Raw genomic sequence first — 22,250 nt, forward strand, 5'->3', positions numbered from 1 at the left:
CTCGAAGCCCTCATCGGTCACTCCCGCCCCACATCCCGGTGGCTCACCTGGACCTCCATCCCACGGTCGCGCAGGCGGGCGGCCACCTGCTCGGCCATGGCAACACTGCGGTGCTTGCCACCTGTGCACCCCACCGCCAGCGTCGCATAGCTCTTGCCCTCGCGCGCGTAACCGGCCGCGACCACCTGCAGGACCTCCTCGTACGCGTCGAGGAACTCCTTGGCCCCCGGCTGGCCCAGCACGTAGTCGCGCACCGGGGTCTCCAGCCCGTTCATCGGCCGCAACTCGGGCACCCAGTGCGGGTTGGGGAGGAACCGGCAGTCCACGACGAGGTCGGCGTCTACCGGCAGGCCGTACTTGAACCCGAAGGACACCACGTTGAGCCGCAGCCCCGGCCGGTCCTCCCCGCCGAAGTACGCGACGATCTTGTTGCGCAGGTCGTGCACGTTGTGCGAGGAGGTGTCGATCACCAGGTCGGCGTTGGCCCGCACTTCGCGCAGGATCCCCCGCTCCCGCGCGATGCCGTCGACCAGCCGCCCCTCGCCCTGGAGCGGGTGGGGCCTGCGGACGTTCTCGAACCGCCGCACCAACTCCTCGTCGCTGGCCTCCAGGAACACGACGCGCACCCGCACCCCGCGCCCTTCGAGCTCCTCGATGGCCGCGTTGAGGTCGGTGGTGAAGGCCAGGCTGCGCACGTCGACGACGGCCGCCACCTTGTCGGCGGCCAGCTTGACCTTGCCCGCCTCCTCGGCCATCGCGAACAGCAGCCCGGGCGGCAGGTTGTCGATGACGAACCAGCCCAGGTCCTCCAGCGCCTTGGCCGCGGTGCTGCGTCCCGCGCCGGACATGCCGGTCACGATGACGAACGCCGGCCCGGTGCTCATCGCTTCTTTCCGCCCGTCAGTCCCGTCACCGGCACTGCCCTCACGGGTGTCCATGTCAACGCCCTCCCTGACCGGCGCCGTCCGACGGCCCAGCGACCCGGGCGCTCGCCGCACGGCGGCCGTCCTGCACGCCCGGCTCGGTCATCGCGGCACGCCATCCACCATAGCGGCTCGGCCGCGCAGCTCCGGCACGGCCACCGGAACGTCGTGGCGGATCACGGTGACTCTCCCTTCAGCGTCGACACGATCACCTCGGCGAGGGACGGGCCGATGCCGGGAACCTCGCAGATCTCGGCGGCGGTGGCCTCGCGTAGTTTCTTCACCGAGCCGAAGTGCTTGAGCAGCGCCTGCCGGCGGGCCGGGCCGAGGCCGGGCACGCCGTCGAGCGCGCTCTCCTTCACCGTCTTCGACCTCTTGGACCGATGGTAGGTGATGGCGAACCGGTGTGCCTCGTCCCGCACGCGTTGCAGCAGGTAGAGACCTTCGCTTGACCGGGGCATGATCACCGGCTGGTCGTCGCCGGGCAGCCACACCTCCTCCAGCCGCTTGGCCAGCCCGCACACGGCCACGTCGTCGATGCCGAGCTCGTCGAGCGCCCGCTGGGCGGCGGCCGCCTGGGGGCCCGCGCCGTCGACCACGACCAGGTTGGGCGGGTAGGCGAACTTGCGCGGCTTGCCCGTCTCGGGGTCGATGGGGCCGTGGGCGTCCTGGTCGTCGGCGGCCAGCTCGCCGGTCGCGGAGCGTTCCTCCAGGTAGCGGCGGAAGCGCCGGAAGATCACCTCGTGGATCGAGGCGACGTCGCCCTCCTTGGTCTTGACGGCGAAACGGCGGTATTCGCTCTTGCGCGCCAGGCCGTCCTCGAACACCACCATCGACGCCACGACGTTCTCCCCCTGCAGGTGGGAGACGTCGTAGCACTCGATGCGCAGCGGGGCCTGGTCGAGGTCGAGCGCGTCGGCGATCTCCTGCAGGGCCTTGCTGCGCGTGGTCAGGTCACTGGCGCGACGGATCTTGTGTTGCGCCAGCGACTCCTTGGCGTTGCGCTCGACGGTCTCCATCAGCGACTTCTTGTCGCCGCGCTGCGGCACGCGCACGTCGACGCGGGCGCGGCGCTGCTCGCCCAGCAGCTCGGCGACCGCCTCGCTGTCGGGCGGCAGGGCGGGCACGAGCACCTCGCGGGGCATCGACTCGGGGACGGCCTCGGCGTACATCTGCAGCAGGAACTGCTCGACCAGCTCGCCCGGCGTGGTCTCCTCGACCTTGTCGACCACCCACCCGCGCTGGCCGCGGATGCGGCCGCCACGCACGTAGAAGACCTGCACGGCGGCCTCGAGCGGGTCCTCGGCCAGCGCGATCACGTCCGCGTCCGTGCCCTCGCCGAGCACGACGGCCTGCTTCTCCAGCGCCCGCTGCAGGGCCTGGATGTCGTCCCTGAGCCGGGCGGCGCGCTCGTATTCCTGCTCCGCCGCGGCGTCGCGCATCGCTTTCTCAAGGCGCTTGATGAAGCGGCCGGTGTTGCCCGCCATGAAGTCGCAGAAGTCCTCGGCCAGCGCGCGGTGCTCCTCCGGGGAGACCCGGCCGACGCAGGGCGCCGAGCACTTGTCGATGTAGCCGAGCAGGCACGGCCGGCCGATCTGCCCGGCCCGCTTGAACACGCCGGCGCTGCACGTGCGTACCGGGAAGACGCGCAGCAGCAGGTCGACGGTCTCCCTGATCGCCCAGGCGTGCGAGTAGGGGCCGAAATAACGCGTGCCCTTGCGCTTGGCCCCGCGCATGACCTGCACCCTGGGGAAGTCCTCGCCCAGGGTGACCGCGAGGTAGGGGTAGGACTTGTCGTCGCGGTATTTCACGTTGAAGCGCGGGTCGAACTCCTTGATCCAGGAGTATTCGAGCTGCAGCGCCTCCACCTCGGTGCCGACGACGGTCCAGTCGACGTCGGCGGCCGTGGTCAGCATCGACTGGGTGCGCGGGTGCAGCGCGGAGAAGTCCGCGAAGTACGAGTTGAGCCGCTGCCGCAGGCTCTTGGCCTTGCCTACGTAGATCACCCGGCCGTGCGCGTCCCTGAACCGGTAGACCCCCGGGGAATCGGGGATCGAGCCCGATGTGGGCCGGAAACTCAAAGGGCTGCCCGCTGATCTCGCCACGCTCAAAAGCCTAGTAGCCCCCACCGACAAGGTGGGCCCGCGGAGAGAGCGGCCCGCCGCGCCGTCACCCGGCCCGGCGGGCTATCCCCGCACGTACGGTGCTACGCGAGCGTGATCTGATCGCCGTCGACCTTGATCTCCTGCGCGGCCAGCGGCTTCTCGGCCGGCCCCGCGGTGACCGCCCCGTCGGTGATGTTGAACTTGCTGTTGTGGCATGGGCAGACAATCGCGTCGCCCTCCACGCTGCCCACCGAGCACCCTTGGTGGGTGCAGACCGCGCTGAACGCCTTGAACTCGCCCTCGGTGGGCTGCGTGATGACGACCTTCTGGTCTTTGAAGATCGTGCCACCGCCCACGGGAATGTCAGCGGTCTTGGCCAGCGCCGCACCACCCGCTTGGGGCGCGCTGGATGCGGTCGCACCGGAATCGGAGGTGCCGGCGGTCGTCGCGGTGTCGGTACCGCCGCCGCAGGCGGTGATCGCCAGCGCGAGGCCACCGGCGCCCACGCCGGTGATCACCGCCCGGCGGCTACGAAGGTCGTCTGTCATGAGCTCACCCAAGCGCACGCAGGTGAGAAAATGATGAGACGTTCGTCAGGCGAGACGAATACTGTCTCCATCCACCGTGATCTTTTTCTCCTCGAGCGGATCGCTCGCGGGTCCCGCGGTGGGAGAGCCGTCCTCGATGCTGAACTTGCTGCCGTGGCAAGGACAGTTGATCGTCTTGTTCTGGACGCTGCCGACCGTGCAGCCCGCATGCGTGCAGACCGCGCTGAACGCCTTGAAGTCACCTGCCGTCGGCTGCACGACCACGATCTTCTGCGACTCGAAGATCTTCCCGCCGCCTTCGGGGATGTCACTGGTGTTCGCCAGCGCCTTCGCCGTCGACTTCTTCTTCGGGGCCGCGGACGACGCCTCCTCGGCCGGCTCGTCGGTCGGCTCCTCCGCCGGCGCGTCGGTCGGCTCTTCGGCCGGTGGCTCCGCACTCGCCTCCGTCGTCGGCGAGCCATAGCTGGCACACGCCGTCAGGACCGCCGCGAGCCCGGCTCCTCCAGCGCCGAGCATCATCGTTCGGCGCGTCGTTTCCGTCATGGTGTGTCCTCCCAGGTTGGTTCTACTTCAAGTACGTCCGGCCCCTCGCGCCGGTTCAGCGTGCCCGAACCCAATCCCGGCGACCACGCACAATTACCTGTTCACGTACCTGTTCACGCGATCACGATGCCGTCGCCCTCGACCTTGACCTGGAACGAGGCCAGCGGGGCGGTCGCGGGGCCCTTGGTGGCCTTGCCGCTGTCGGCGGCGAACTCGCTGCCGTGGCAGGCGCACCTGATGACGTTGTCCTTGGGAGCGCTGACCGCGCAGCCCTTGTGCGTGCAGGCCGAGGTGTACGCCTTGTAGACGCCCTGCGCAGGTTGCGCCACCACGATGCTCAGGTCCTCGATGACCTTGCCGCCCCCCACGGGCACGTCGGCCGTCCTGGCGATGACCTTGCCCTTGAGGTTGGGCTGCGCCTTGGCGTCTCCCGTGCCGCATCCGGCCAGCGCCAGCCCGCACGCCGCCATCCCCGCCGCGCCCAGCGCCTCGCGCCGCCCGAGCCCGTTTCCGGGCATGGCTGCGCCCCGCCCCTCAACCGTCATGATTGCCGCTGACCCTTCGCGTCGCCGCTGACCCCCTGCAGGTCAGGTATTCACCCGGGAACAACTCTATGGGCGGGACCCCTCGGTCCCATGCGCGGGTGGCGACCGCGGAAAGGCGCCGCTCGTCAGCGAGTGGTAAGCCCACGGTCAGCGCCTGCCCCGAGCCTTGCGGCCATGACCGTTTCGGCAGAGCACCCGCCCGCCGCCCCGGCCCGGCGATCCCGCCCCAGGTGGTGGCGCCGCCCGTGGGTGGCGCCACTGGCAGTGGTGGCGATCGTGTTCGTCGCCTTCTCGCTGCCGCCGTACCTTTCCATGGACCCGAGCCAGTCCCGCGTGCCCGCCCCGGACTACTTCCCGCCGCACTTCGCGGTGCTCTCCCTGCACGTGGTCTTCGGCTCCATCGCGATGATCACCTGCTGCCTGCAGATCTGGCCGTGGTTCCGCGCCCGCCACCCGCACGCGCACCGCGTGATCGGCCGCGTGTACGTCTTCGGCGGCTGCCTCCCCGGAGGCCTGCTGGGATTGATCGTCTCCGTGACCACCCCGTACTTCGGCCCGGTGACGGCCGCCAGCGGCGTGGTGCTGGCGCTGCTCTGGCTGGGCTGCACGCTGGCCGGCCGGCGGATGGCCAGGCAGCGCAGGTTCGCCGAGCATCGCCGGTGGATGGTCCGCAGCTTCGCCCTGACCATGTCCATCATCACGAACCGGCTGTGGGGCGTGGTGTTCACCATCGCCCTGTCGCCGGAGCTGGAGACGACCTTCCACGGCGACGAGACACTGCTGGCGAGCACGGTGGCGGCGCTGAGCGCCTGGCTGGGCTGGACGCTGCCGCTGCTGTTCGCCGAGTGGTGGCTGGAGCGCGGCGGCGCCGAACGCCGCCGCCGCGCCGCGTGACCATCTGCCTCAGACGGACAGGATCTTGCGCAGGAACCGCCCCGTGTGGCTGTCCTCCACCAGCGCGACGTCCTCGGGCGTGCCGCTGGCCACCAGGGTCCCGCCTCTCGAGCCGCCCTCGGGCCCCATGTCGATGATCCAGTCGGCCGTCTTGATCACGTCGAGGTTGTGCTCGATGACGATCACCGTGTTGCCGCCGTCGACCAGCCGCCCGAGCACGCCGAGGAGCCTGCGGATGTCCTCGAAGTGCAGACCGGTGGTCGGCTCGTCGAGCACGTAGATCGTCCGGCCGGTCTGCCGCCGCTGCAGCTCCGAGGCGAGCTTGACGCGCTGCGCCTCGCCGCCGGACAGCGTGGTGGCCGGCTGCCCGAGTCGTACGTAGCCCAGCCCCACGTCGTTGAGCGTCTGCAGATGACGCTTGATCGCGGGGATCGCCTCGAAGAAGCCCAGGGCCTCCTCGATCGGCATGTCGAGGACCTCGGCGATCGTCTTGCCCTTGTAGTGGACCTCCAGCGTCTCCCGGTTGTAGCGGGCGCCGTGGCAGACCTCGCAGGGGACGTAGACGTCCGGCAGGAAGTTCATCTCGATCTTGATGGTGCCGTCGCCCGCGCACGCCTCGCAGCGGCCGCCCTTGACGTTGAAGCTGAAGCGACCGGGCTGGTAGCCGCGGACCTTCGCCTCCGTCGTGGCCGCGAACAGCTTGCGGACGTGGTCGAAGACACCGGTGTACGTGGCCGGGTTGGAGCGCGGCGTGCGCCCGATCGGCGACTGGTCGACGTGCACGACCTTGTCCACGAGGTCCATGCCGTTGATCCGCGAGTGCCGCCCCGGCACCGTGCGCGCCCCGTTGAGCTCCTTGGCCAGCGCGTTGTAGAGGATGTCGTTGACCAGCGTCGACTTCCCCGATCCCGACACGCCGGTCACGGCCGTGAAGACGCCCAGCGGGAACTCGATGTCCACGCCTTGGAGGTTGTGCTCGCGCGCCCCCTTGACCGTGATCTGCCGCTTCTTGTTGCGCGGGCGGCGGATGGCGGGAATGGGGATGCTCCTGCGCCCTGACAGGTATTGCCCGGTCAGGGACGACTCGCTGGCGAGGAGCTCCTGGACCGTGCCGGACACGACGACCTGCCCGCCGTGCTCGCCGGCGCCGGGACCGATGTCGACCACCCAGTCGGCGGCCGCGATCGTGTCCTCGTCGTGCTCGACCACGATCAGGGTGTTACCCATGTCGCGCAGCCTGATCAGTGTGTCGAGCAGCCGCATGTTGTCGCGCTGGTGCAGGCCGATGGACGGCTCGTCGAGGACGTACAGGACGCCGACCAGGCCGGAGCCGATCTGCGTGGCCAGCCTGATGCGCTGCGCCTCGCCGCCCGCGAGGGTGGCGGCTGCCCGGTCCATGGTCAGGTAGTCGAGGCCGACGTCGAGCAGGAAGCCCAGGCGGGCGTTGATCTCCTTGACCACCCGCTCGGCGATGTGCATGTCCCGGTCGGACAGCTTGAGGTTGGCCAGGAACTTCGCGCACTCGCCGATCGACATGGCCGCGACCTCGGCGATCGACTTGTCGGCGACCGTCACCGCCAGCGTCACCGGCTTGAGCCTGGCGCCCTTGCAGGCCGGGCACGGGATCTCGCGCATGTAGCCCTCGAACCGCTCGCGGCTCGAGTCGCTCTCCGCCTCGGCGTGCCTGCGCTGCACCCATGTGATGACGCCGTCGTAGGTGGTGTAGTAGGAGCGCTGCCGGCCGTAGCGGTTGCTGTAGCGGACGTGCACCTGCTCGTCGTAGCCGTACAGCAGGGCTTTCTGCGCCTTCTTCGGCAGCTTCTCCCACGCCGTGTCCAGCGTGAACCCGACCGTCTGGCCCAGCGCCTCGATCAGCCTGACGAAGTATTCGCTGGTGTGACCGCCCGACCACGGGTGGAGCGCGCCTTCGCGGAGAGTCCGCTCCGGGTCGGGCACCACCAGATCGGGGTCCACCTCCATCTTCGTGCCCAGACCCGTGCACTCGGGACAGGCGCCGAACGGCGAGTTGAACGAGAACGAGCGCGGCTCCAGCTCTTCGAACGACAAGTCGTCATAAGGGCAGTAGAGGTGCTCGGAGTAGAAACGCTCGCGGCCCGGGTCATCCTCGGGCAGGTCGACGAACTCGAGCGTGATCGTGCCGCCGGACAGCAGCAACGCCGTCTCCACCGAGTCGGTGAGCCTGCGCCTCGCCGACTCCTTGACCGACAGGCGGTCGACGATGACCTCGATGTCGTGCTTCTCGTACTTCTTCAGCGTCGGCGGCTCCTCCAGCCGCACCACCGTGCCGTCCACCCTGGCCCGGGCGAAGCCCTTGGTCTGCAGCTCGCGGAACAACTCTGCGTACTCGCCCTTGCGCCCGCGCACGACCGGGGCGAGCACCTGGAACCTGGTGCCCTCCTCCAGGTCCATCACCCGGTCGACGATCTGCTCCGGCATCTGCCTGGCGATCGGGCGCGCGCACACCGGGCAGTGCGGCTTGCCGATCCTGGCCCACAGCAGCCTCAGATAGTCGTAGACCTCGGTGATCGTGCCGACGGTCGAGCGGGGGTTTTTGCTGGTGGCCTTCTGGTCGATCGACACCGCCGGCGACAGGCCCTCGATGAAGTCGACGTCGGGCTTGTCCATCTGGCCGAGGAACTGGCGGGCGTAGGCCGACAAAGACTCGACATAGCGCCGCTGCCCCTCAGCGAAGATCGTGTCGAAGGCCAGGCTCGACTTGCCCGAGCCGGACAGGCCGGTGAAGACGATCAGCGCGTCTCGCGGCAGGTCGAGCGAGACGTCCTTGAGGTTGTGTTCTCGTGCACCACGCACGATCAGGCGGTCTGCCACGGCGATCCCGGAAGTCGAAAGGCGGATAGGTCCACGGGGGATGGTAGACGGGGACTCCGACAATTTCGGCGGCCCGCTTCTCGGTCCCCGAAAATCCGTCCCTCACAGGTTACGGCCATCCACCACCTCGGCAGGAGGCCTTCCGCTATTAACGATCTGACCTGGGGTTTTATGCCCGCCATCGCTCGAGACGCCTTAAGTGGTGAAATATCAAGACATGACCGTCCTACCCGCGCTGCAGGCCGAACTCGCCTCGTCCACCGACCAGCTGCTGGCCACGGCCGCGTCCCTCTCCGACGCCGACATCACCGCCCCGTCCCTCCTGCCCGGCTGGACCAGAGGCCACGTGCTCGCCCACGTCGTCAAGAACGCCGACTCCCACCTCAACCTTCTCACCTGGGCACGCACCGGCGTCAAAAACCCCCAGTACGCATCCCTCCAAGCCAGGACCGCCGCGATCGAGGCCAAGGCCGCCCAACCGGCCGCCCGCCACCTGGCCGACCTCGAAGACGGCGCCGCCCGCCTCGCCGCCGCCGTCCGCGACCTCCCCGAGCAGGCATGGTCCGCCCAGGTCGAGGGCATGCGCCCGCCGCCCCACCCCGCCTGGTACGTCCTCGTACGCCGCCTCCGCGAGATCGGCTTCCACCACGTGGACCTCGACGCCGGCTACGGCCCGCACGACTGGCCGGAAGCGTTCGTCCACCGCGAACTGCACGACTGCCTGGCCGCCTGGCCGCGCGAGCAGAGCACCGTGAGCGAGATCCACCTCGTCGATCCCCTTCACCAGGCCTCGACGCCCGCCGACCACGATAAACCCCGTCCATCCGCCGGCAACGCGGCCGAGGCCACCGCCCGATGGCGGGGACTCGGCAGCGGGCCCGTCGTCCGGGGAACGCCGCGCGACATGCTGGCCTGGCTGACCGGCCGGTCGGACGGCTGGGGCGTTACCCTGGTGCCCGTGGGGCAGTCGGTCAAGCCAGGCCCCGGGGGGACGGGCCTTCCTGAGCCTCCGCCGTGGCTGACGATGACGGCCCCCGCTGATCTGCCCGCGACGCCCCCGGAGGGCTATCCATGACCTACACAGGTGACGTCCAGGTCGGCGGTCCCGCCGACGTGCGCGAGCTGCCCGCGCTGACGATCTGCAAGCTCGCCGTCGGCCCGTATGACAACAACGCCTATCTGCTGCGCTGCACGGAGACCGGCGAGGGCCTGCTCATCGACGCGGCAGCCGACGCCGACCGCCTGCTCGCACTGATGTCCGGCCAGCCGATCGGCTCGATCGTCACCACACACCAGCACGGCGACCACTGGCAGGCGCTTGAGCAGATGACCAAGGTCACGGGCGCCCAGCTGATCGCCCACCCGCTGGACGCGCCCGCCCTCCCGCTGCCGGTGGACCGCACGGTCGAGCACGGCGACACGATCGCCGTCGGCGCGATCACCCTGGAGGTCATCCACCTGCGCGGCCACACGCCGGGCTCGATCGCGCTCCTGTACGACGGCGGCGAGGCCGGCGCGCACCTGTTCACGGGTGACTCCCTGTTCCCCGGCGGCGTCGGCAACACCTGGAAGGACCCGGAGCGCTTCGACCAGCTCTACAACGACGTGGTCGAACGCGTCTTCAACCGCCTCCCCGACGAGACCTGGGTCTATCCGGGCCACGGCAAGGACACCACGCTCGGCGCCGAACGCCCCTCCCTGCCGGAGTGGAAGGCCCGGGGCTGGTAACGGCCGCACCTCACCGAGCCGCGACCGGGCCCAGCGCCTTTTTGCCGGCGCGCGCTCTCGTGCCCGTGCCTGCGCGTCACTCGACGCGCCGTCACGCCCGAACCGGCGCCTGCGGTGCCGCCGCAGAGCGGCCCCAGAACCGGGACCCCCAGGTGCCGCTTCCGCCGGCCTCGGAGTACGCGCCCCGGCGACAAGGGTCATTGGCGGGCGGCGAGGACCCGGACGATGCGTTCGGCCGCGAGGGCGGGATCGTCGGCGAGACCGACGAGCTCGCCCCACGACCACCGATAGAACCATCCTTCGGAAAGTGGCACGCAGTCGACCGTCTCGACCAGCATGACGGTGTCGGGGTCGTTGATCCGCAGCGCGGGCGGGTACGCCCGAAGCGTCGCCGTCAGCCCGCGCTGCTCCAGCTCCGTGGCCAGTTTGCCGAGATAGTACGTGCGCGTGTGCTCGCGCGGCGTGGCCGACATGGCTCTATCAAAGCCGAAGTAAGGCGAAAAATCCCGCCGTCAGTACTTGATGCGCTCGGCTTCCTTGCGCTGCTCCCGCTTGTAGAACAACATCCGCAGCGGAATCGCCGCCACGAGCGCGACCTGCATGGTGGCGCCGATCTTGATCGGCAGGTCACCGCCCTCGGGCCAGGCCACCCAGACAGTGAGGAACGCCACATTCACCATGATCCACCCGAGGACCCCCGCCAGGAGCTGTCCCTTCGGCTTCGGGTATTCGATGCGGCTGACCATCAGCCACGCCACGCCGAGCACCGCGAGCAGCGCCCAGATGCTGGGCTGGAACAGCAGCACGATGGAGATCACGGTCATGGCGCCCATCGGGATGGGCAGGCCCATGAAATCGCCGCTCTTGGTCTTGACGCAGGCGAACCTGGCCAGCCGGACGACCCCGGCGACCAGCACGGACGCCGCCGCCACGAGCACGGCGGTGAACGGCACCTGGTCGGTGAACCCGCCCCAGATCACGACCATGAACGCGGGCGCGAACCCGAAGCTGATGACATCGGCCAGGTTGTCGAGCTCGGCCCCCATCGCCGAGGCGCGGAAGCGCCGCGCGACGAGGCCGTCGAACAGGTCGCACGTCGCCCCGATGAGCAGCAGCACGATGGCGGTGGCGAAGTAGCTCGGATCCGGCGTGAACCGGCCGCCCGCGACCTGGAGTTGCTGGATGGCGGAGTACGCGAGGACGCACACCGCGAGGAACCCGCAGACCGCGTTGCCCAGCGAGAGCGAGTCCGCGGCCGAAAGGCGGAACGCCTTGCCGACGGGACCTCGAGGCTCTTCCTCTTCCGCCTGCCAACTGCCGGCGTCAGCCGCGGTCAATTCTGGTCACCCCCGCAACCATCTTCTCGCCCACGGACACCGCGGGAGATATCCCTTCGGGAAGGTAGATGTCGACCCGCGAACCGAACCGGATGAGCCCGATCCGCTCGGTCTGCTCGACCTTCGCGCCCGCGGTCAGGTACGGCACGATCCTGCGCGCCACCGCACCCGCGATCTGCACCATCTCGATGTCGCCCAGCGCGGTCTCGAAATGCCACACCACGCGCTCGTTCTGGTCGCTGTCCTTGTTGAACGCCGGCAGGAACCCACCTGCCACATGCTGCACGGAGGTGACATTTCCCGCAAGGGGGGCCCGGTTGACGTGGACGTTCAGCGGGCTCATGAAGATCGCGACCCTGGTGCGGCCGTCTGGCCACGGGTCGATGCTCTGAACCACGCCGTCGGCGGGCGACAGGATGCGTCCCTCCCCCGGCGTGCGGTCGGGGTCGCGGAAGAACCAGAGCATGCCCCCGGTGAGCGCGCTCAGCGGCACCGCCGCGAGCGCCCATCGCCGGTCCTGGCGCGTCAGCAGCGCAGTGGCGGCCGCAGCGGCCGCCGTCGGGAAGAGCCACGGGGAGACCCCGCGTGCGAGCCTGACGCGGCTCGACTTAGCAGAATCGTCTGACACGTACAACCTTTGAGTGGTGACTGGACTGGGCGCTTTGCCGTGATGTTACAGAACCAGCAACTATTACACGGCACAACTACACAAGCAAAGCGCCTCGAAGCCCTTTTCGCTAGACCTGCTCAGGGTGCGGTTCCTCGCCCTTGCGCATATCGATGCGAGCCTTGACCAGGCTGGCCACGGTGGTGATGACCATGGTTGCGCCGATGATCGAGAGCGAGACCCAGATGGGAATTTCGGGCGCCCAGGAGACATGGCTGGCGTGCAACGCCTCCAATACCAGCTTAACCCCGATGAACCCGAGTATGAACGCCAAACCGTAGCTGATGTAGACCAGCCGCTGCAGCAGGCCGCCCAGGAGGAAGTACAGCTGACGCAGTCCCATCAGGGCGAACGCGTTGGCCGTGAAGACGATGAAGGGGTCCTTGGTGAGCCCGAAGATGGCGGGGATCGAGTCGAGGGCGAACAGCAGGTCGGTGGTGCCGATGGCGATCATCACGATGAGCATCGGGGTGACCAGGCGCCTGCCGTCGATCTTGACGGTGACCTTGGAGCCGACGTACCCCTCGGTGGAGGGCAGCGTCCTGCGCACCCACCGGAGCAGGAAGTTCTCGTTGACCTCTTCTTCCTCGCCCTTGAGGTGGTGGCGCACGATGTTGATCGCGGTGTAGACGAGGAAGGCGCCGAACACGTAGAACAGCCAGCTGAACCGCTCGAGGGCCGCGGCGCCGAGCGCGATGAAGATTCCGCGCATGACCAGCGCGAGCAGGATGCCCACGAGCAGCACCTTGTGCTGGTAGGCCCGCGGCACGGCGAACCTGCTCATGATGATGAAGAAAACGAAGAGATTGTCGACGCTCAGGCTGTATTCAGTGATGTAGCCCGCGAAGAACTCACCTGCCGTGTCCGCCCCGGCCGTGGCCCACATGAGCACGCCGAACGCGACGGCGAGGACGACGTAGAACGTCACCCAGTAACCGGCCTGCCGCATGGAGAACTCGCGTGCTTCTCCGCGGTCGACAATCCACAAATCGATGGCGAGGACAACAAGAAGACCGCCGATCACGGCGATCCAGGCCCACATGGGTACGATCACGTCTCTAAACCCTCCGGCAGACAGGACTCAGTGCCGGAGGTCTCTCCCGCCCGCTTCGAACTGCGGACCGGCAGCCCCGGGGGCCCCGTGGAGCGGGGCTGCACCGTGATGACGAGGCTGTCGCGAAGGGATACTCCCCTCCCTAACCCAGGCAGTATACGAGAACGCTTTATCCCCACCTAATCATCCCGTTGGATCTTCCCGGTCGTACACCCGCAGCACACTCTCCACGGCGGCGTCGCCATCGGGCATCTCCCGCCCGCGCCGCGACGCGGCCGCAGCGAGCGTTTCCGCAGCTCCGGGCTCCGTCAGCAGTGTCCGCACGGCCGTGCGCAGCCCTCGGACGTCCCCGTAGGGAACGAGGATTCCGGCGTCTCCCACAATTTCTGGAATTCCCCCCACCGATGTGGCAATCACCGGCTTCCCGGCCATGAGCGCCTCCCTGATGCTGAGCGGCTGCCCCTCCCACCGGGTGGCGGTGAACACGGCGGTGGCGGCCCCGAGGAGGTCCGGGATGTCGTCCCGATTCCCCGCCAGCGTCACGGGCAGCCCCTCGCCCTGGATCCTCCGCTCCAGCTCCGCCCGCCGGGGCCCCTCCCCCGCGACCACGAACAGCGGCCTGGCTGCCATGTCCTCCCATGGCCCGGCGGCGACGTCGAGGAGCGTTTCGAGCCCTTTCTGCTGGGCGAGGCGGGCGATCGTGAGCAGGATCGGCCGCTCCCCGGCCCTCAGCTCGTCCCGCACCTCCTGGGGAGTGCGCTTGGCCGGCCGCAGCGGCGGCGCGGGCACCACGGCGGCGCGTACGTCCCGTGCTCCGAGCCGGGTCATGCGTTCACCGAGGTCGGGCGACACCACCAGCACCCGATCTACCCGCCGGGCGACGATCCGTTCGAGCGCCCCGTAGACGAACCCGACGAACCCGCTCGCCGTCAGGGCGTTGTGCAGGGTGACGGCCAGCAAGCCCCGGCGCCGCCCGAGCGCGGCCAATGCCCCCGCCCGCAGCCCGTGGGCGTGCACGACGTCGGCGTCCCGCGTGAGCCGACTGATCGCGAGCACCGCACGCAGGTCGTTGCGGGGATGCGGCCGGTCAGAGACGGCCACCTCCACGAACCCGGCCCCCGCCCCGGCGTACGAGAACTGCTCCTCGACGCTGCGCGGCCCCAGGACCAGCACCTGGTGTCCCCGCCGCACCAGCCCTTCGGTGAGCATCCGGACGTGCCGCCCGGTGCCGCCGGACGTGGTGCCCAGCACGAACGCCACCCGCACAACCCGCTCCTTCCGCACCAAGCCGGCTTCTCAGCCCGCCCCGCCTCGCCTGAGCAGCCCCGCCACCGCGCGGGCGTCCGCCCCATCCGCCACGGCCACGACCACCGTCCCGACTCCCAGCGCCGTGACGGCGGCCAGCACGGCGGCCCAGACATTCGGCCACACCCCTTGCGCTCCCAGCCATCCCACCACGGCACCCCCTGCCAGGTAGGCCACCAGCCCTCCGCCGGTCGCCGCGCCCAGGGCCCGCCACAATCCGGCCACGGCCCCGCGCCCACCGGCCCGCACCACGGAGGCGAGCAGCAGCGCGCCGCCCGCGCTCATGCCCACGCTCATCCCCAGCGCCATCCCGCCGATCTTCCACCCCTCGGGCAGCACCAAGGCGAAGACGGTCTGCGCGACCATCACGACCACCCACCCGGCGACGGTCCCGGTGGCGGCCGCCCGGCCGCGCCCGGCGGCGTAGAGCACCCTGCTCAGGTGCACGATGAGCCCGTAGCCGATCAGCCCGGGCGCGAACAGCGCGACCGCCCGAGCCAGCTCCGGCGCCGGGATGTCACTCTTGAGCCCCAGGAACACCACCGCACCCGGCCCCGAGGCCGCCGCCAGCACCCCGGCGGCCAACCCGGACACCAGCACCACGGCCCGCGTGGTGCGCGCCGCCAGCGCGGCGAACGCGGCCGTGTCCCCAGCCTGCGCGGACAGCCGGGGGAACGCGCTGGTGGCGATGGGCACGGCCAGCACGGCGTACGGCACCAGGTAGATCGCCCACGCGTAGTTGTAGACGGCGATGGCCGCGCCGCCGATCGCGTTGTTGGACAGCACCAGCACCACGATCATCGCCGCCTGCTGGGCGAGCAGCGCGGCGATGCCCGCCAGGGCGAGCCTGCGCACCTGAGCGGCCACCCCGTCGGGGAACCGCAGGGACGGCCGCCACCGCAGCCCCAGCCGGGCCGTAGGCCCGAGCACGGTCAGCACCAGCGACAGCACCCCCAGGCTGGTGCCCACGGACAACGCCAGCTCGGCCGGCCCGGGCACCGCGGCGGGGTCGATCTTCCCGTCACTGAGCGGCACGAACAGCAGGTACGCCACGATCACCACGATGCTGGACACCAGGGGCGCGACCGCGGGCCCGGCGAAGCGCCTGTGCGCCTGGAGCACGCCGTAGAGCACCACGGCGACGCCGTACAGGGGGATCTGGGGGGCGAAGACGACCAGCATGCGGGCGGCGACCGCGGTCACCGCGCCGACGTCCTCGCACCCGTCGAGCGCGGCGCCGAAGAACAGCCCCACGATCGGCCCGGCGAACAGCGCGGCGAGCACGCCGAGCGGGACCAGGATCACGACCACCCACGTCAGCAGCGCCGAGCCGATCCGGCTCACCGCGTCGTCGTGATCATCATTATCCGGTCCCCGCCCGGCCAGCACCGGAACGACCATCCCGGCCAGCGCCCCGCCGATGACCACCTCGAACACGATGTTGGGGATCTGGTTGGCGGTCATGTAGGCGGTGGCCAGGCAGTTGGTGCCGACCGTCTGCGCGAAGGCGTACTGCTTGGCGAAGCCGGCGACGCGCGCGAGCACGGTGATCGCCCCGATGAGCAGGGCTCCACCGGCGACGCCCCGCGCCGTCACGACTCCCACCCGGCCTCCTCGGTCCGCGCCCAGCGCCCGATCACGCGGACATCATCCTGGCAGGCCGCACCGACAATCGCGTCCCCGGGTCACGTGGCCTCCTACGTCGGCCCCGCGACCAAGGTGCTGCGTCTGATCGTTCCCTCGCTACGCTCGTTCACGTGGCCTCCTACGTCGCCCGCGCGACCAAGGTGCTGTGCCTGATCGTTCCGTCGCAACGCTCGTTCACGTGGGGTCGACGGGACGGCGGCCGAGCATGTCGAGGCGGTTGAGCACGGGGTTCCCGGCGATGACCTTGGTGAAGCTGATCTTCTCCGAGGCGGCGGTCAGCACCGCGACGGTGCCCAGCACGGCGTACCGGCCGGGCCTGCCCAGCTTGGTGACCGCGGCCAGCCCGAGCAGCGCGCCCAGGGAGTTGGCGCCCGCGTCGCCGAGCATGGCGCGCTCGCCGAGGTCCTCGGGCAGCAGCGCGGCGGCGGCCCCGAGCGGCACGGCGGCCAGTGCCGCGGCGGCGGGCGAGCCGCGGAAGAGCGAGGCGGCCAGCAGCGGCGCGCCGGCCAGCAGCCCCACCTTGATCGCGCGGCCGGGGCGCAGGTCGAAGAGGTTGGCGAGGTTCGCGGCGCCGGCGATGGTCGCGCCGTTGACCAGCGTGTCGACGGGACCCTTCGAGACGAGGGCGGCGGCACCGAGTCCGGTGGCGCCGATGCCGAGGATCTTCACGGCGCCGCTGGTGACCTCGCCGCGGGCGAGCGCGGTCAGGTGACCCTTGAAGCCCTTGGAGGACGTGGTGCCGTACAGGTCGTCGTAGGCGCCGAGGGCGCCGCTGCCGACGCCCGCGACGAGGGCGGCCGCGCGCAGGCGGCCGGGGAGGCCGGGCGTCAGCGCGGCGGCCGCGCCGGAGCCGGCCACGAACGCGGGCCCTTCGAGCAGGGTGATGGGCTCGCCCCGGTGGTTCTTGCGCGTCCAGCGGCCGCTCAGGTCGGCCGGCCGGTTGCGGGTGAACGCCGCGTAGGCGGCGCGGGCGGCCGCGGCGCCGATCGCGGCGCCGGCGAGGGCGTAGAGCAGGCCACGGGCGCGGCTGTCGAACACTTCAACTCCCGGTCTGTGTGGTGGTGGGGGTCGGGCTGGGGGACGTCGCCGCGGGCTGGGGCGCCGAGGCTCCCTTGCCGATGCCGTACTGGCCGGCGCGCCCGGCCAGCTGTTCCCGGAGAGAGGAGATGATCGTGACGCGGCCCATGGGCATATCGGCGCTGTCGACGGTGGTGACGCGCTTGGAGATCTCGCCGTCGTCGCGTACGGCGCCGATCGGGTCACCGGGGACGGCGGCGGTGACGGGCGCCCCGGCGAGCACGGCGCCCTTGCCGCCCGCGTCGAAGGCGTTGGCGACCGAGACCAGCGCTCCGGCCAGCGTCTCGGCGTTATCGCCCTCGTACGGCTTCTCCGGCGCGAACATCACGGCGAGCGTGGCCCGTTCCTTGTCGGGATCGTCCTCGGTGGTGAGCAGCCCGCCCGTCTCGAACGTGTCGATCATGTTGAGCGTGGTGGTGTTGGGGGTGCTCGCCTGGGCCGGGTCACCGGTGACGAGGGCGGAGGCGAGCAGCGTGGCGGCGCGGTCCCAGCTGGTGCTGGTGGGCGCGAACATCATGTTGGCCGGTTTGAGCTGGTTGACCAGGCCGTCGATGACGCCGGTGCCCGTGGGGTCGAGGAACTTCTCCGTCAGTATCAGCCGCCCCGTGACATCGGCGCCCGCCTGCTCGATCACCTGCTGGGTGGCCTCGCGCACGGAGGCGCTGGAGCCGGGCGACTCGATGAACAGCACCTTCTGCCCGGTCAGGTCTCCGGCCACCAGCTCCGGCGTCTGGGCGATGATGAACGCGTCGTTGCCGGACTCCCTGCCGCGCAGGGTGTCAAGGTCGGCCCGCAGGCCGTCATTGGCGCTTTTGAGCTCATCGCTGGTCCTCTTGGCCAGATCGAGCGCCGGATCCTGGAGCAGCGTGGTGCCCAGCACGATCCCCACCGCCAGCGCCAGGAAGATCGCGACGATGGAGACGAGGTGATAGCGGAAATCGATCACGAGAAAAGTCCGACCAGCCAGAAGATGAATGCGTTCCAGACGTCTTGCAGACCGTTCAGCCAGGTCTTGCCGAGCGGCGACAGGGCGAGCGCCACCCCCATCGTGATCATCGCGGTGATCACGAGCAGGAGCAGCTGGGAGGTGGAGATGCGGCTGCGGTAGAGCCTGCTCACGCCCTTGGCGTCGATGAGCTTGCTGCCGATGATCAGCCGGGTGAGGAAGGTGCTGGCCATGCCGGAGCGTCCCTTGTCGAGGAACTCCTCCAGCGTGCCGTGGGTGCCGACGGCCACGATCAGCTCGGCGCCCTTGTCGTCGGCCAGGATCATCGCGATGTCCTCGCTTGTGCCGGTCGCGGGGAAGATCACCGCTTCGCGGCCGAGCTGGTGCACGCGCTCCAGGCCAGGAGCCCGGCCGTCGCGGTAGGCGTGCACGACGAGCTCGGCGCCGCAGGTCAGCGCCTTGGTGGAGACCGAGTCGAAGTCGCCCACGATCACGTCGGGCTGGTAGCCGGCCTCCAGCAGGGCGTCGGCCCCGCCGTCGACGCCGACGAGGACGGGCCGGTATTCCCGGATGTAGGGGCGGAGCGTGGCGATGTCTTCTTTGTAGTGGTATCCGCGTACCACGATGAGGGCGTGCCTGCCCTCCATGGGCGTGCGGATCTCGGGTACGCCGACTCCGTCGATGAGGAGTTTGCCCTCGCCGCGGACGTATTCCATGGTGTTGACGGCGAAGGCCTCGATCTGCACGGCCAGCCCCGCGCGGGCCTCGGCCATGGCGGCCTCCACGGCCTCCGCGGTCTGCTGGTCGCCCTTGCCGACCACGTCCTCGTCGAGGTAGACGACCCCGTCGCAGAGCCGGATGGCATCGCCGTCCTTGATCCGCTCGAACAGCTCGGGGTTGGCGTTGTCCACGAACGGCACGCCGGCCTCGAGCAGGATCTGCGGCCCCAGGTTGGGATAGCGGCCGCTGATGCCGGCCGCGACGTTGATCACGGCGGCCGCACCGCACGCGACGAGTGCCTCCGCGCTGACCCGGTCAACGTCGACATGGTCGATAATCGCAATTTCCCCGGACTGGAGGCGCTTGGTGAGCCTCTTGGTACGCCGGTCGATTCTCGCCACTGCCGATATGCCGGGAAGGTCACCGACCTTCCTCCCGCGGAGGCCCGGCATTTTGCTCCCCGGAACCTTCATCAAGACCATCCTGCCAGAGCGAAACAGCGCAGGGGCCACGCACTACGCGGCGTGTCCGCTATGTCACTCGGAATCACCTGTCTGCCGCGGCAAGCCCCAGCAGTTCCTCGGCATGCGCACGGCCCAGCTCGGAGTCCTCCAGCCCGGCCAGCATGCGGGACAGCTCGCGTACCCGGCCCTCGTGGTCGAGGGCGGTGACACCACTGCGCACAACGCTGCCGTCACTCGCCTTCTCGACCACCAGGTGCTGGTCGGCGAACGCGGCCACCTGCGGCAAGTGGGTGACGACGATCACCTGGGCGGTGCGGGCGAGCCTGGCCAGCCGGCGCCCGATCTCGACCGCTGCCTTGCCGCCGACGCCCGCGTCGACCTCGTCGAACACGAATGTCGGCACGGGATCCGCGCCGGCGAAGACCACCTCGATCGCGAGCATCACCCGGCTCAGCTCGCCGCCGGAGGCGCCCTTGTTGAGCGGCAGCGGCGGCGCGGCGGGATGGGCGGCCATCCGCAGCTCCACCTCGTCGACGCCCTCGGGGCCGAAGTCCGCGCTCTGGCTCAGCTGGACGACGACCCTGGCATGGGGCATGGCCAGCGCGGTCAGCTCCTCGGTCACGGCCTGGCCGAACCGCTCGGCGGCGACCTGGCGCACCCTGGTCAGCTCGGCGGCCAGGTCGGTGAGCTTGTCGGTCAGCTCGTCGTACTCGCCGGTCAGCTGGTCGATGCGCTCGTCGTCGCCCTCGAGCTCGGACAGCCGGGCGGCGGCGCGCTGCGCCCACGCCAGGACGCCCGCGCTGTCCTCGCCGTATTTGCGGATCAGCCCGGACAGCACCGACCGGCGCTCCTGCACGGCCGCCAGCCGCGCGGGATCGGCCTCGATCGACTCCGCGTACGCCGCCAGGTCGGTGGCCACGTCGGAGATCAGGTATCCCGCCTCGGCCAGCCGGTCGGCCACGACGGCGAGCTGCGTGTCGAAGTCGCGCACCGCCTCCACGGCGGCGCGGGCCTCGCCGAGCAGCGAGATCACGTCGTGGGGGCTGCCGGCGGCCTCCATGGGGTCGCCGAGCAGCGCCGTGTGCGCGGTGGTCGCGGCGCTGCGCAGGGCGTCGGCGTGCGAGAGCCGCTCCTCCTCGCCGCGCAGGTCGCCGTCCTCGCCCGGCTTGGGGTCGACCTTCTCGATCTCCCGCAGGCCGAAGCGGAGCATGTCGGCCTCCTGCTCCCGCTCCCTGGCCCTGGTGGTCAGCTCCTCCAGCTGCGCGGCGATCTGCTTGTGTCGTTTGTACGCCTGCACGTAGGCCCGCAGCGGCTTGACGAGCTCCTCGCCGGCGTAGCGGTCGAGAGCCGCCCGCTGCCTGGCGGGCTGGAGCAGCCGCTGCTGGTCCATCTGACCGTGCACGGCCACCAGGTCGTCGGCCAGGTACGTGAGCGTGCCGACGGGCACCGTGCGCCCGCCGAGCCAAGCCCTGGACCTGCCCTCGGCCGACACCGCACGGGAGATGATCAGCTCGCCGTCCTCGACCTCGCCGCCGATGTCCTCGACCTGCTGGGCGACGCGGCCGCCCGCCTCGATGACCAGCGTGCCCTCCACGGTCGCCCGGTCGGCGCCCGGGCGGATGCGGGAGGGGTCGGCCCGGCCGCCGAACAGCAGCCCGAGCCCGGTGACGACCATCGTCTTGCCGGCGCCCGTCTCGCCGGTGACCACGTTGAATCCCGGCGAAAGCTCTAGGACGGCCTCGTCGATGACGCCGAGCCCTTGGATGCGGACCTCCTCGACCCTTGGTCGCACTGCCCACTCCCGTCACTGCCGTGTCTGATGGTCACACGGATCGTCTCCGAACACCCGCGGGGGCGAACGCCGCCGCCTGCGGCGGGCCGCTGGAGGCGACCCACCACCGCCACGTGATCCTACGCGCTCTGCGTCCCATTCACTCAGGGTCGCACCCTTCCGCGCCAGCCCTGAACAGGAAGCTCGAACTTGGCGACCAGCCGGTCGGTGAACGGCGCTCCGGTGTTCTCGACCCCGTGCATCCGCGCCAGGCGTACGGGCTCGGCGCCCCTGCGGACCTCCACCCGCGAGCCCGACGGCAGCTCGAAGTGGCGCCTCCCGTCACACCACAGGACGCCGCCCGGTGTGTCGGGCAGGATCTCGACGGCCAGCGTGGAGCGGGGCGAGACCACCAGCGGCTTGGCGAACAGCGCGTGGGCGCTGATCGGCACCATGAGCAGCGCCTCCACCTCCGGCCACACGACCGGCCCTCCGGCCGAGAAGGCATAGGCCGTCGAGCCCGTCGGCGTGGCGCAGATCACGCCGTCGCAGCCCCACCGCGACAGCGGCCGGCCGTCGATCTCGGCGACCACCTCGAGCATGCGCTCCTGCTTCTCGACGGTGACCTCGTTGAGCGCCCACGTGTCGGCCAGCACCCGGCCGTTCAGCCGGGCGAGAACGTCGATCGTCATGCGCTCCTCGACGTCGTAGCGGCCCGCCACGACGTTGTCGACGGCCGCGGCCAGGTCGGCCACCTCGGCCTCGGCCAGGAAGCCGACATGCCCGAGGTTGACGCCCAGCAGCGGCGTGCCGGCGGGCTTGGCGAGCTCGGCGGCGCGCAGCAGCGAGCCGTCGCCGCCGAGCACCATCATGACCTCGGCGTCCTTGGCGGCGCTCGGGTCGCCGGGCACCGCCACGGCCCCGCGGCAGCCCAGGTCTCCGGCTTCGGATTCGAGCACCCTGACGGTGATGCCGGCGTCGACCAGCCGGTTGATGACCAGGCGAGCGCTCTCGACGGCGGCGCCCCGCCCGGTGTGTACGGCGACCAGCACGGTCCGGTTCATTACGACCCTTCCGCGGCGCTCTCGGCGACGGCGCCACGCCCAGTGTCTACGGCGACCAGCAC

20 protein-coding genes are annotated in these 22,250 nt (G+C 70.3%); 3 read left to right on the forward strand and 17 right to left on the reverse strand.

Features of this window, described 5'->3' with window-relative positions; translation table 11 throughout:
- Positions 1-17: 17 nt before the first annotated feature.
- The 5 genes from rapZ to ACIBX3_RS27360 form a co-directional block, all read right to left on the reverse strand.
- The gene (gene rapZ / locus ACIBX3_RS27340; RefSeq protein ID WP_397121690.1) at positions 18-884 is read right to left on the reverse strand and encodes an RNase adapter RapZ; all 867 of its coding nucleotides are present in this window, start codon (positions 882-884) and stop codon (positions 18-20) included.
- A 215-nt stretch (positions 885-1,099) separates the two neighbouring features.
- Positions 1,100-3,004, reverse strand: coding sequence for an excinuclease ABC subunit UvrC (uvrC, locus tag ACIBX3_RS27345; RefSeq protein WP_397121772.1), 1,905 nt, complete (start codon positions 3,002-3,004; stop codon positions 1,100-1,102).
- A 125-nt stretch (positions 3,005-3,129) separates the two neighbouring features.
- Positions 3,130-3,546: a Rieske (2Fe-2S) protein gene (locus tag ACIBX3_RS27350; protein ID WP_397121692.1), complete on the reverse strand. Its 417-nt coding sequence runs from the start codon at positions 3,544-3,546 to the stop codon at positions 3,130-3,132.
- 75 nt (positions 3,547-3,621) lie between these two features.
- Positions 3,622-4,119, reverse strand: a complete 498-nt coding sequence (locus ACIBX3_RS27355) for a Rieske 2Fe-2S domain-containing protein (protein ID WP_397121694.1) — start codon at positions 4,117-4,119, stop codon at positions 3,622-3,624.
- A 113-nt stretch (positions 4,120-4,232) separates the two neighbouring features.
- A complete protein-coding gene (locus tag ACIBX3_RS27360) occupies positions 4,233-4,637 on the reverse strand; it encodes a Rieske (2Fe-2S) protein (RefSeq protein ID WP_397121696.1) in 405 nt (134 codons plus the stop codon).
- Between the two features lie 201 nt (positions 4,638-4,838).
- Between ACIBX3_RS27360 and ACIBX3_RS27365 the strand changes: the two genes are divergently transcribed.
- The gene (locus ACIBX3_RS27365) at positions 4,839-5,558 is read left to right on the forward strand and encodes a DUF2306 domain-containing protein (protein ID WP_397121698.1); all 720 of its coding nucleotides are present in this window, start codon (positions 4,839-4,841) and stop codon (positions 5,556-5,558) included.
- Between the two features lie 9 nt (positions 5,559-5,567).
- On the opposite strand, the gene uvrA is transcribed toward ACIBX3_RS27365, so the two are convergent.
- The gene (gene uvrA, locus ACIBX3_RS27370) at positions 5,568-8,408 is read right to left on the reverse strand and encodes an excinuclease ABC subunit UvrA (protein WP_397121700.1); all 2,841 of its coding nucleotides are present in this window, start codon (positions 8,406-8,408) and stop codon (positions 5,568-5,570) included.
- A 217-nt stretch (positions 8,409-8,625) separates the two neighbouring features.
- Here uvrA and ACIBX3_RS27375 point away from each other — a divergent pair, with 217 nt between their 5' ends.
- Together ACIBX3_RS27375 and ACIBX3_RS27380 are read left to right on the forward strand one after the other, a co-directional pair.
- Complete coding sequence (locus tag ACIBX3_RS27375) at positions 8,626-9,483, forward strand: maleylpyruvate isomerase family mycothiol-dependent enzyme (protein ID WP_397121702.1); 858 nt, start codon at positions 8,626-8,628, stop codon at positions 9,481-9,483.
- Positions 9,480-10,136 carry an MBL fold metallo-hydrolase gene (locus ACIBX3_RS27380; protein ID WP_397121704.1) on the forward strand — a complete coding sequence of 219 codons (657 nt, stop codon included), beginning with the start codon at positions 9,480-9,482 and terminating at the stop codon, positions 10,134-10,136. Before ACIBX3_RS27375 ends, ACIBX3_RS27380 begins: the two co-directional genes overlap by 4 nt.
- A 197-nt stretch (positions 10,137-10,333) precedes the next feature.
- On the opposite strand, the gene ACIBX3_RS27385 is transcribed toward ACIBX3_RS27380, so the two are convergent.
- The 11 genes from ACIBX3_RS27385 to ACIBX3_RS27435 form a co-directional block, all read right to left on the reverse strand.
- Positions 10,334-10,609 carry a hypothetical protein gene (locus ACIBX3_RS27385; protein ID WP_397121706.1) on the reverse strand — a complete coding sequence of 92 codons (276 nt, stop codon included), beginning with the start codon at positions 10,607-10,609 and terminating at the stop codon, positions 10,334-10,336.
- A 39-nt stretch (positions 10,610-10,648) separates the two neighbouring features.
- A complete protein-coding gene (gene pssA, locus ACIBX3_RS27390; RefSeq protein ID WP_397121708.1) occupies positions 10,649-11,473 on the reverse strand; it encodes a CDP-diacylglycerol--serine O-phosphatidyltransferase in 825 nt (274 codons plus the stop codon).
- A complete protein-coding gene (locus tag ACIBX3_RS27395) occupies positions 11,460-12,101 on the reverse strand; it encodes a phosphatidylserine decarboxylase (RefSeq protein ID WP_397121710.1) in 642 nt (213 codons plus the stop codon). Before ACIBX3_RS27395 ends, pssA begins: the two co-directional genes overlap by 14 nt.
- 109 nt (positions 12,102-12,210) lie before the next feature.
- Complete coding sequence (locus tag ACIBX3_RS27400; protein ID WP_397121712.1) at positions 12,211-13,194, reverse strand: TerC family protein; 984 nt, start codon at positions 13,192-13,194, stop codon at positions 12,211-12,213.
- Between the two features lie 183 nt (positions 13,195-13,377).
- Positions 13,378-14,460 (reverse strand): glycosyltransferase family 4 protein, encoded by a 1,083-nt coding sequence (locus tag ACIBX3_RS27405; protein WP_397121714.1) that lies wholly within the window; start codon positions 14,458-14,460, stop codon positions 13,378-13,380.
- 30 nt (positions 14,461-14,490) lie between these two features.
- The gene (gene murJ, locus ACIBX3_RS27410) at positions 14,491-16,104 is read right to left on the reverse strand and encodes a murein biosynthesis integral membrane protein MurJ (RefSeq protein WP_397121716.1); all 1,614 of its coding nucleotides are present in this window, start codon (positions 16,102-16,104) and stop codon (positions 14,491-14,493) included.
- A gap of 216 nt (positions 16,105-16,320) precedes the next feature.
- Positions 16,321-17,184, reverse strand: a complete 864-nt coding sequence (locus ACIBX3_RS27415) for a hypothetical protein (RefSeq protein ID WP_397121718.1) — start codon at positions 17,182-17,184, stop codon at positions 16,321-16,323.
- Between the two features lies 1 nt (position 17,185).
- On the reverse strand, positions 17,186-18,169 hold the full coding sequence (locus ACIBX3_RS27420) for a copper transporter (RefSeq protein WP_397121720.1): 984 nt from the start codon (positions 18,167-18,169) through the stop codon (positions 17,186-17,188).
- Complete coding sequence (gene steA, locus ACIBX3_RS27425; protein WP_397121722.1) at positions 18,166-19,362, reverse strand: putative cytokinetic ring protein SteA; 1,197 nt, start codon at positions 19,360-19,362, stop codon at positions 18,166-18,168. Before steA ends, ACIBX3_RS27420 begins: the two co-directional genes overlap by 4 nt.
- A 73-nt stretch (positions 19,363-19,435) precedes the next feature.
- Positions 19,436-21,145, reverse strand: coding sequence for a DNA repair protein RecN (gene recN, locus ACIBX3_RS27430; protein WP_397121724.1), 1,710 nt, complete (start codon positions 21,143-21,145; stop codon positions 19,436-19,438).
- 143 nt (positions 21,146-21,288) lie between these two features.
- Positions 21,289-22,188 (reverse strand): NAD kinase, encoded by a 900-nt coding sequence (locus ACIBX3_RS27435; RefSeq protein ID WP_397121726.1) that lies wholly within the window; start codon positions 22,186-22,188, stop codon positions 21,289-21,291.
- Between the last annotated feature and the right edge of the window lie 62 nt (positions 22,189-22,250).

The sequence above is a fragment of the Nonomuraea sp. NPDC049480 genome, from assembly GCF_044465905.1.
In the GTDB taxonomy this organism is placed as follows: Bacteria; Actinomycetota; Actinomycetes; order Streptosporangiales; family Streptosporangiaceae; genus Nonomuraea.

Coding starts and splice junctions, on each gene's coding strand:
- ACIBX3_RS27360 (WP_397121696.1), bottom strand. CDS start 4,637: ATGCCCGGAAACGGGCTCGGGCGGCGCGAGGCGCTGGGCGCGGCGGGG.
- ACIBX3_RS27365 (WP_397121698.1), top strand. CDS start 4,839: ATGACCGTTTCGGCAGAGCACCCGCCCGCCGCCCCGGCCCGGCGATCC.
- ACIBX3_RS27375 (WP_397121702.1), top strand. CDS start 8,626: ATGACCGTCCTACCCGCGCTGCAGGCCGAACTCGCCTCGTCCACCGAC.
- ACIBX3_RS27435 (WP_397121726.1), bottom strand. CDS start 22,188: ATGAACCGGACCGTGCTGGTCGCCGTACACACCGGGCGGGGCGCCGCC.
- ACIBX3_RS27385 (WP_397121706.1), bottom strand. CDS start 10,609: ATGTCGGCCACGCCGCGCGAGCACACGCGCACGTACTATCTCGGCAAA.
- ACIBX3_RS27355 (WP_397121694.1), bottom strand. CDS start 4,119: ATGACGGAAACGACGCGCCGAACGATGATGCTCGGCGCTGGAGGAGCC.
- steA (WP_397121722.1), bottom strand. CDS start 19,362: ATGAAGGTTCCGGGGAGCAAAATGCCGGGCCTCCGCGGGAGGAAGGTC.
- ACIBX3_RS27380 (WP_397121704.1), top strand. CDS start 9,480: ATGACCTACACAGGTGACGTCCAGGTCGGCGGTCCCGCCGACGTGCGC.
- rapZ (WP_397121690.1), bottom strand. CDS start 884: ATGAGCACCGGGCCGGCGTTCGTCATCGTGACCGGCATGTCCGGCGCG.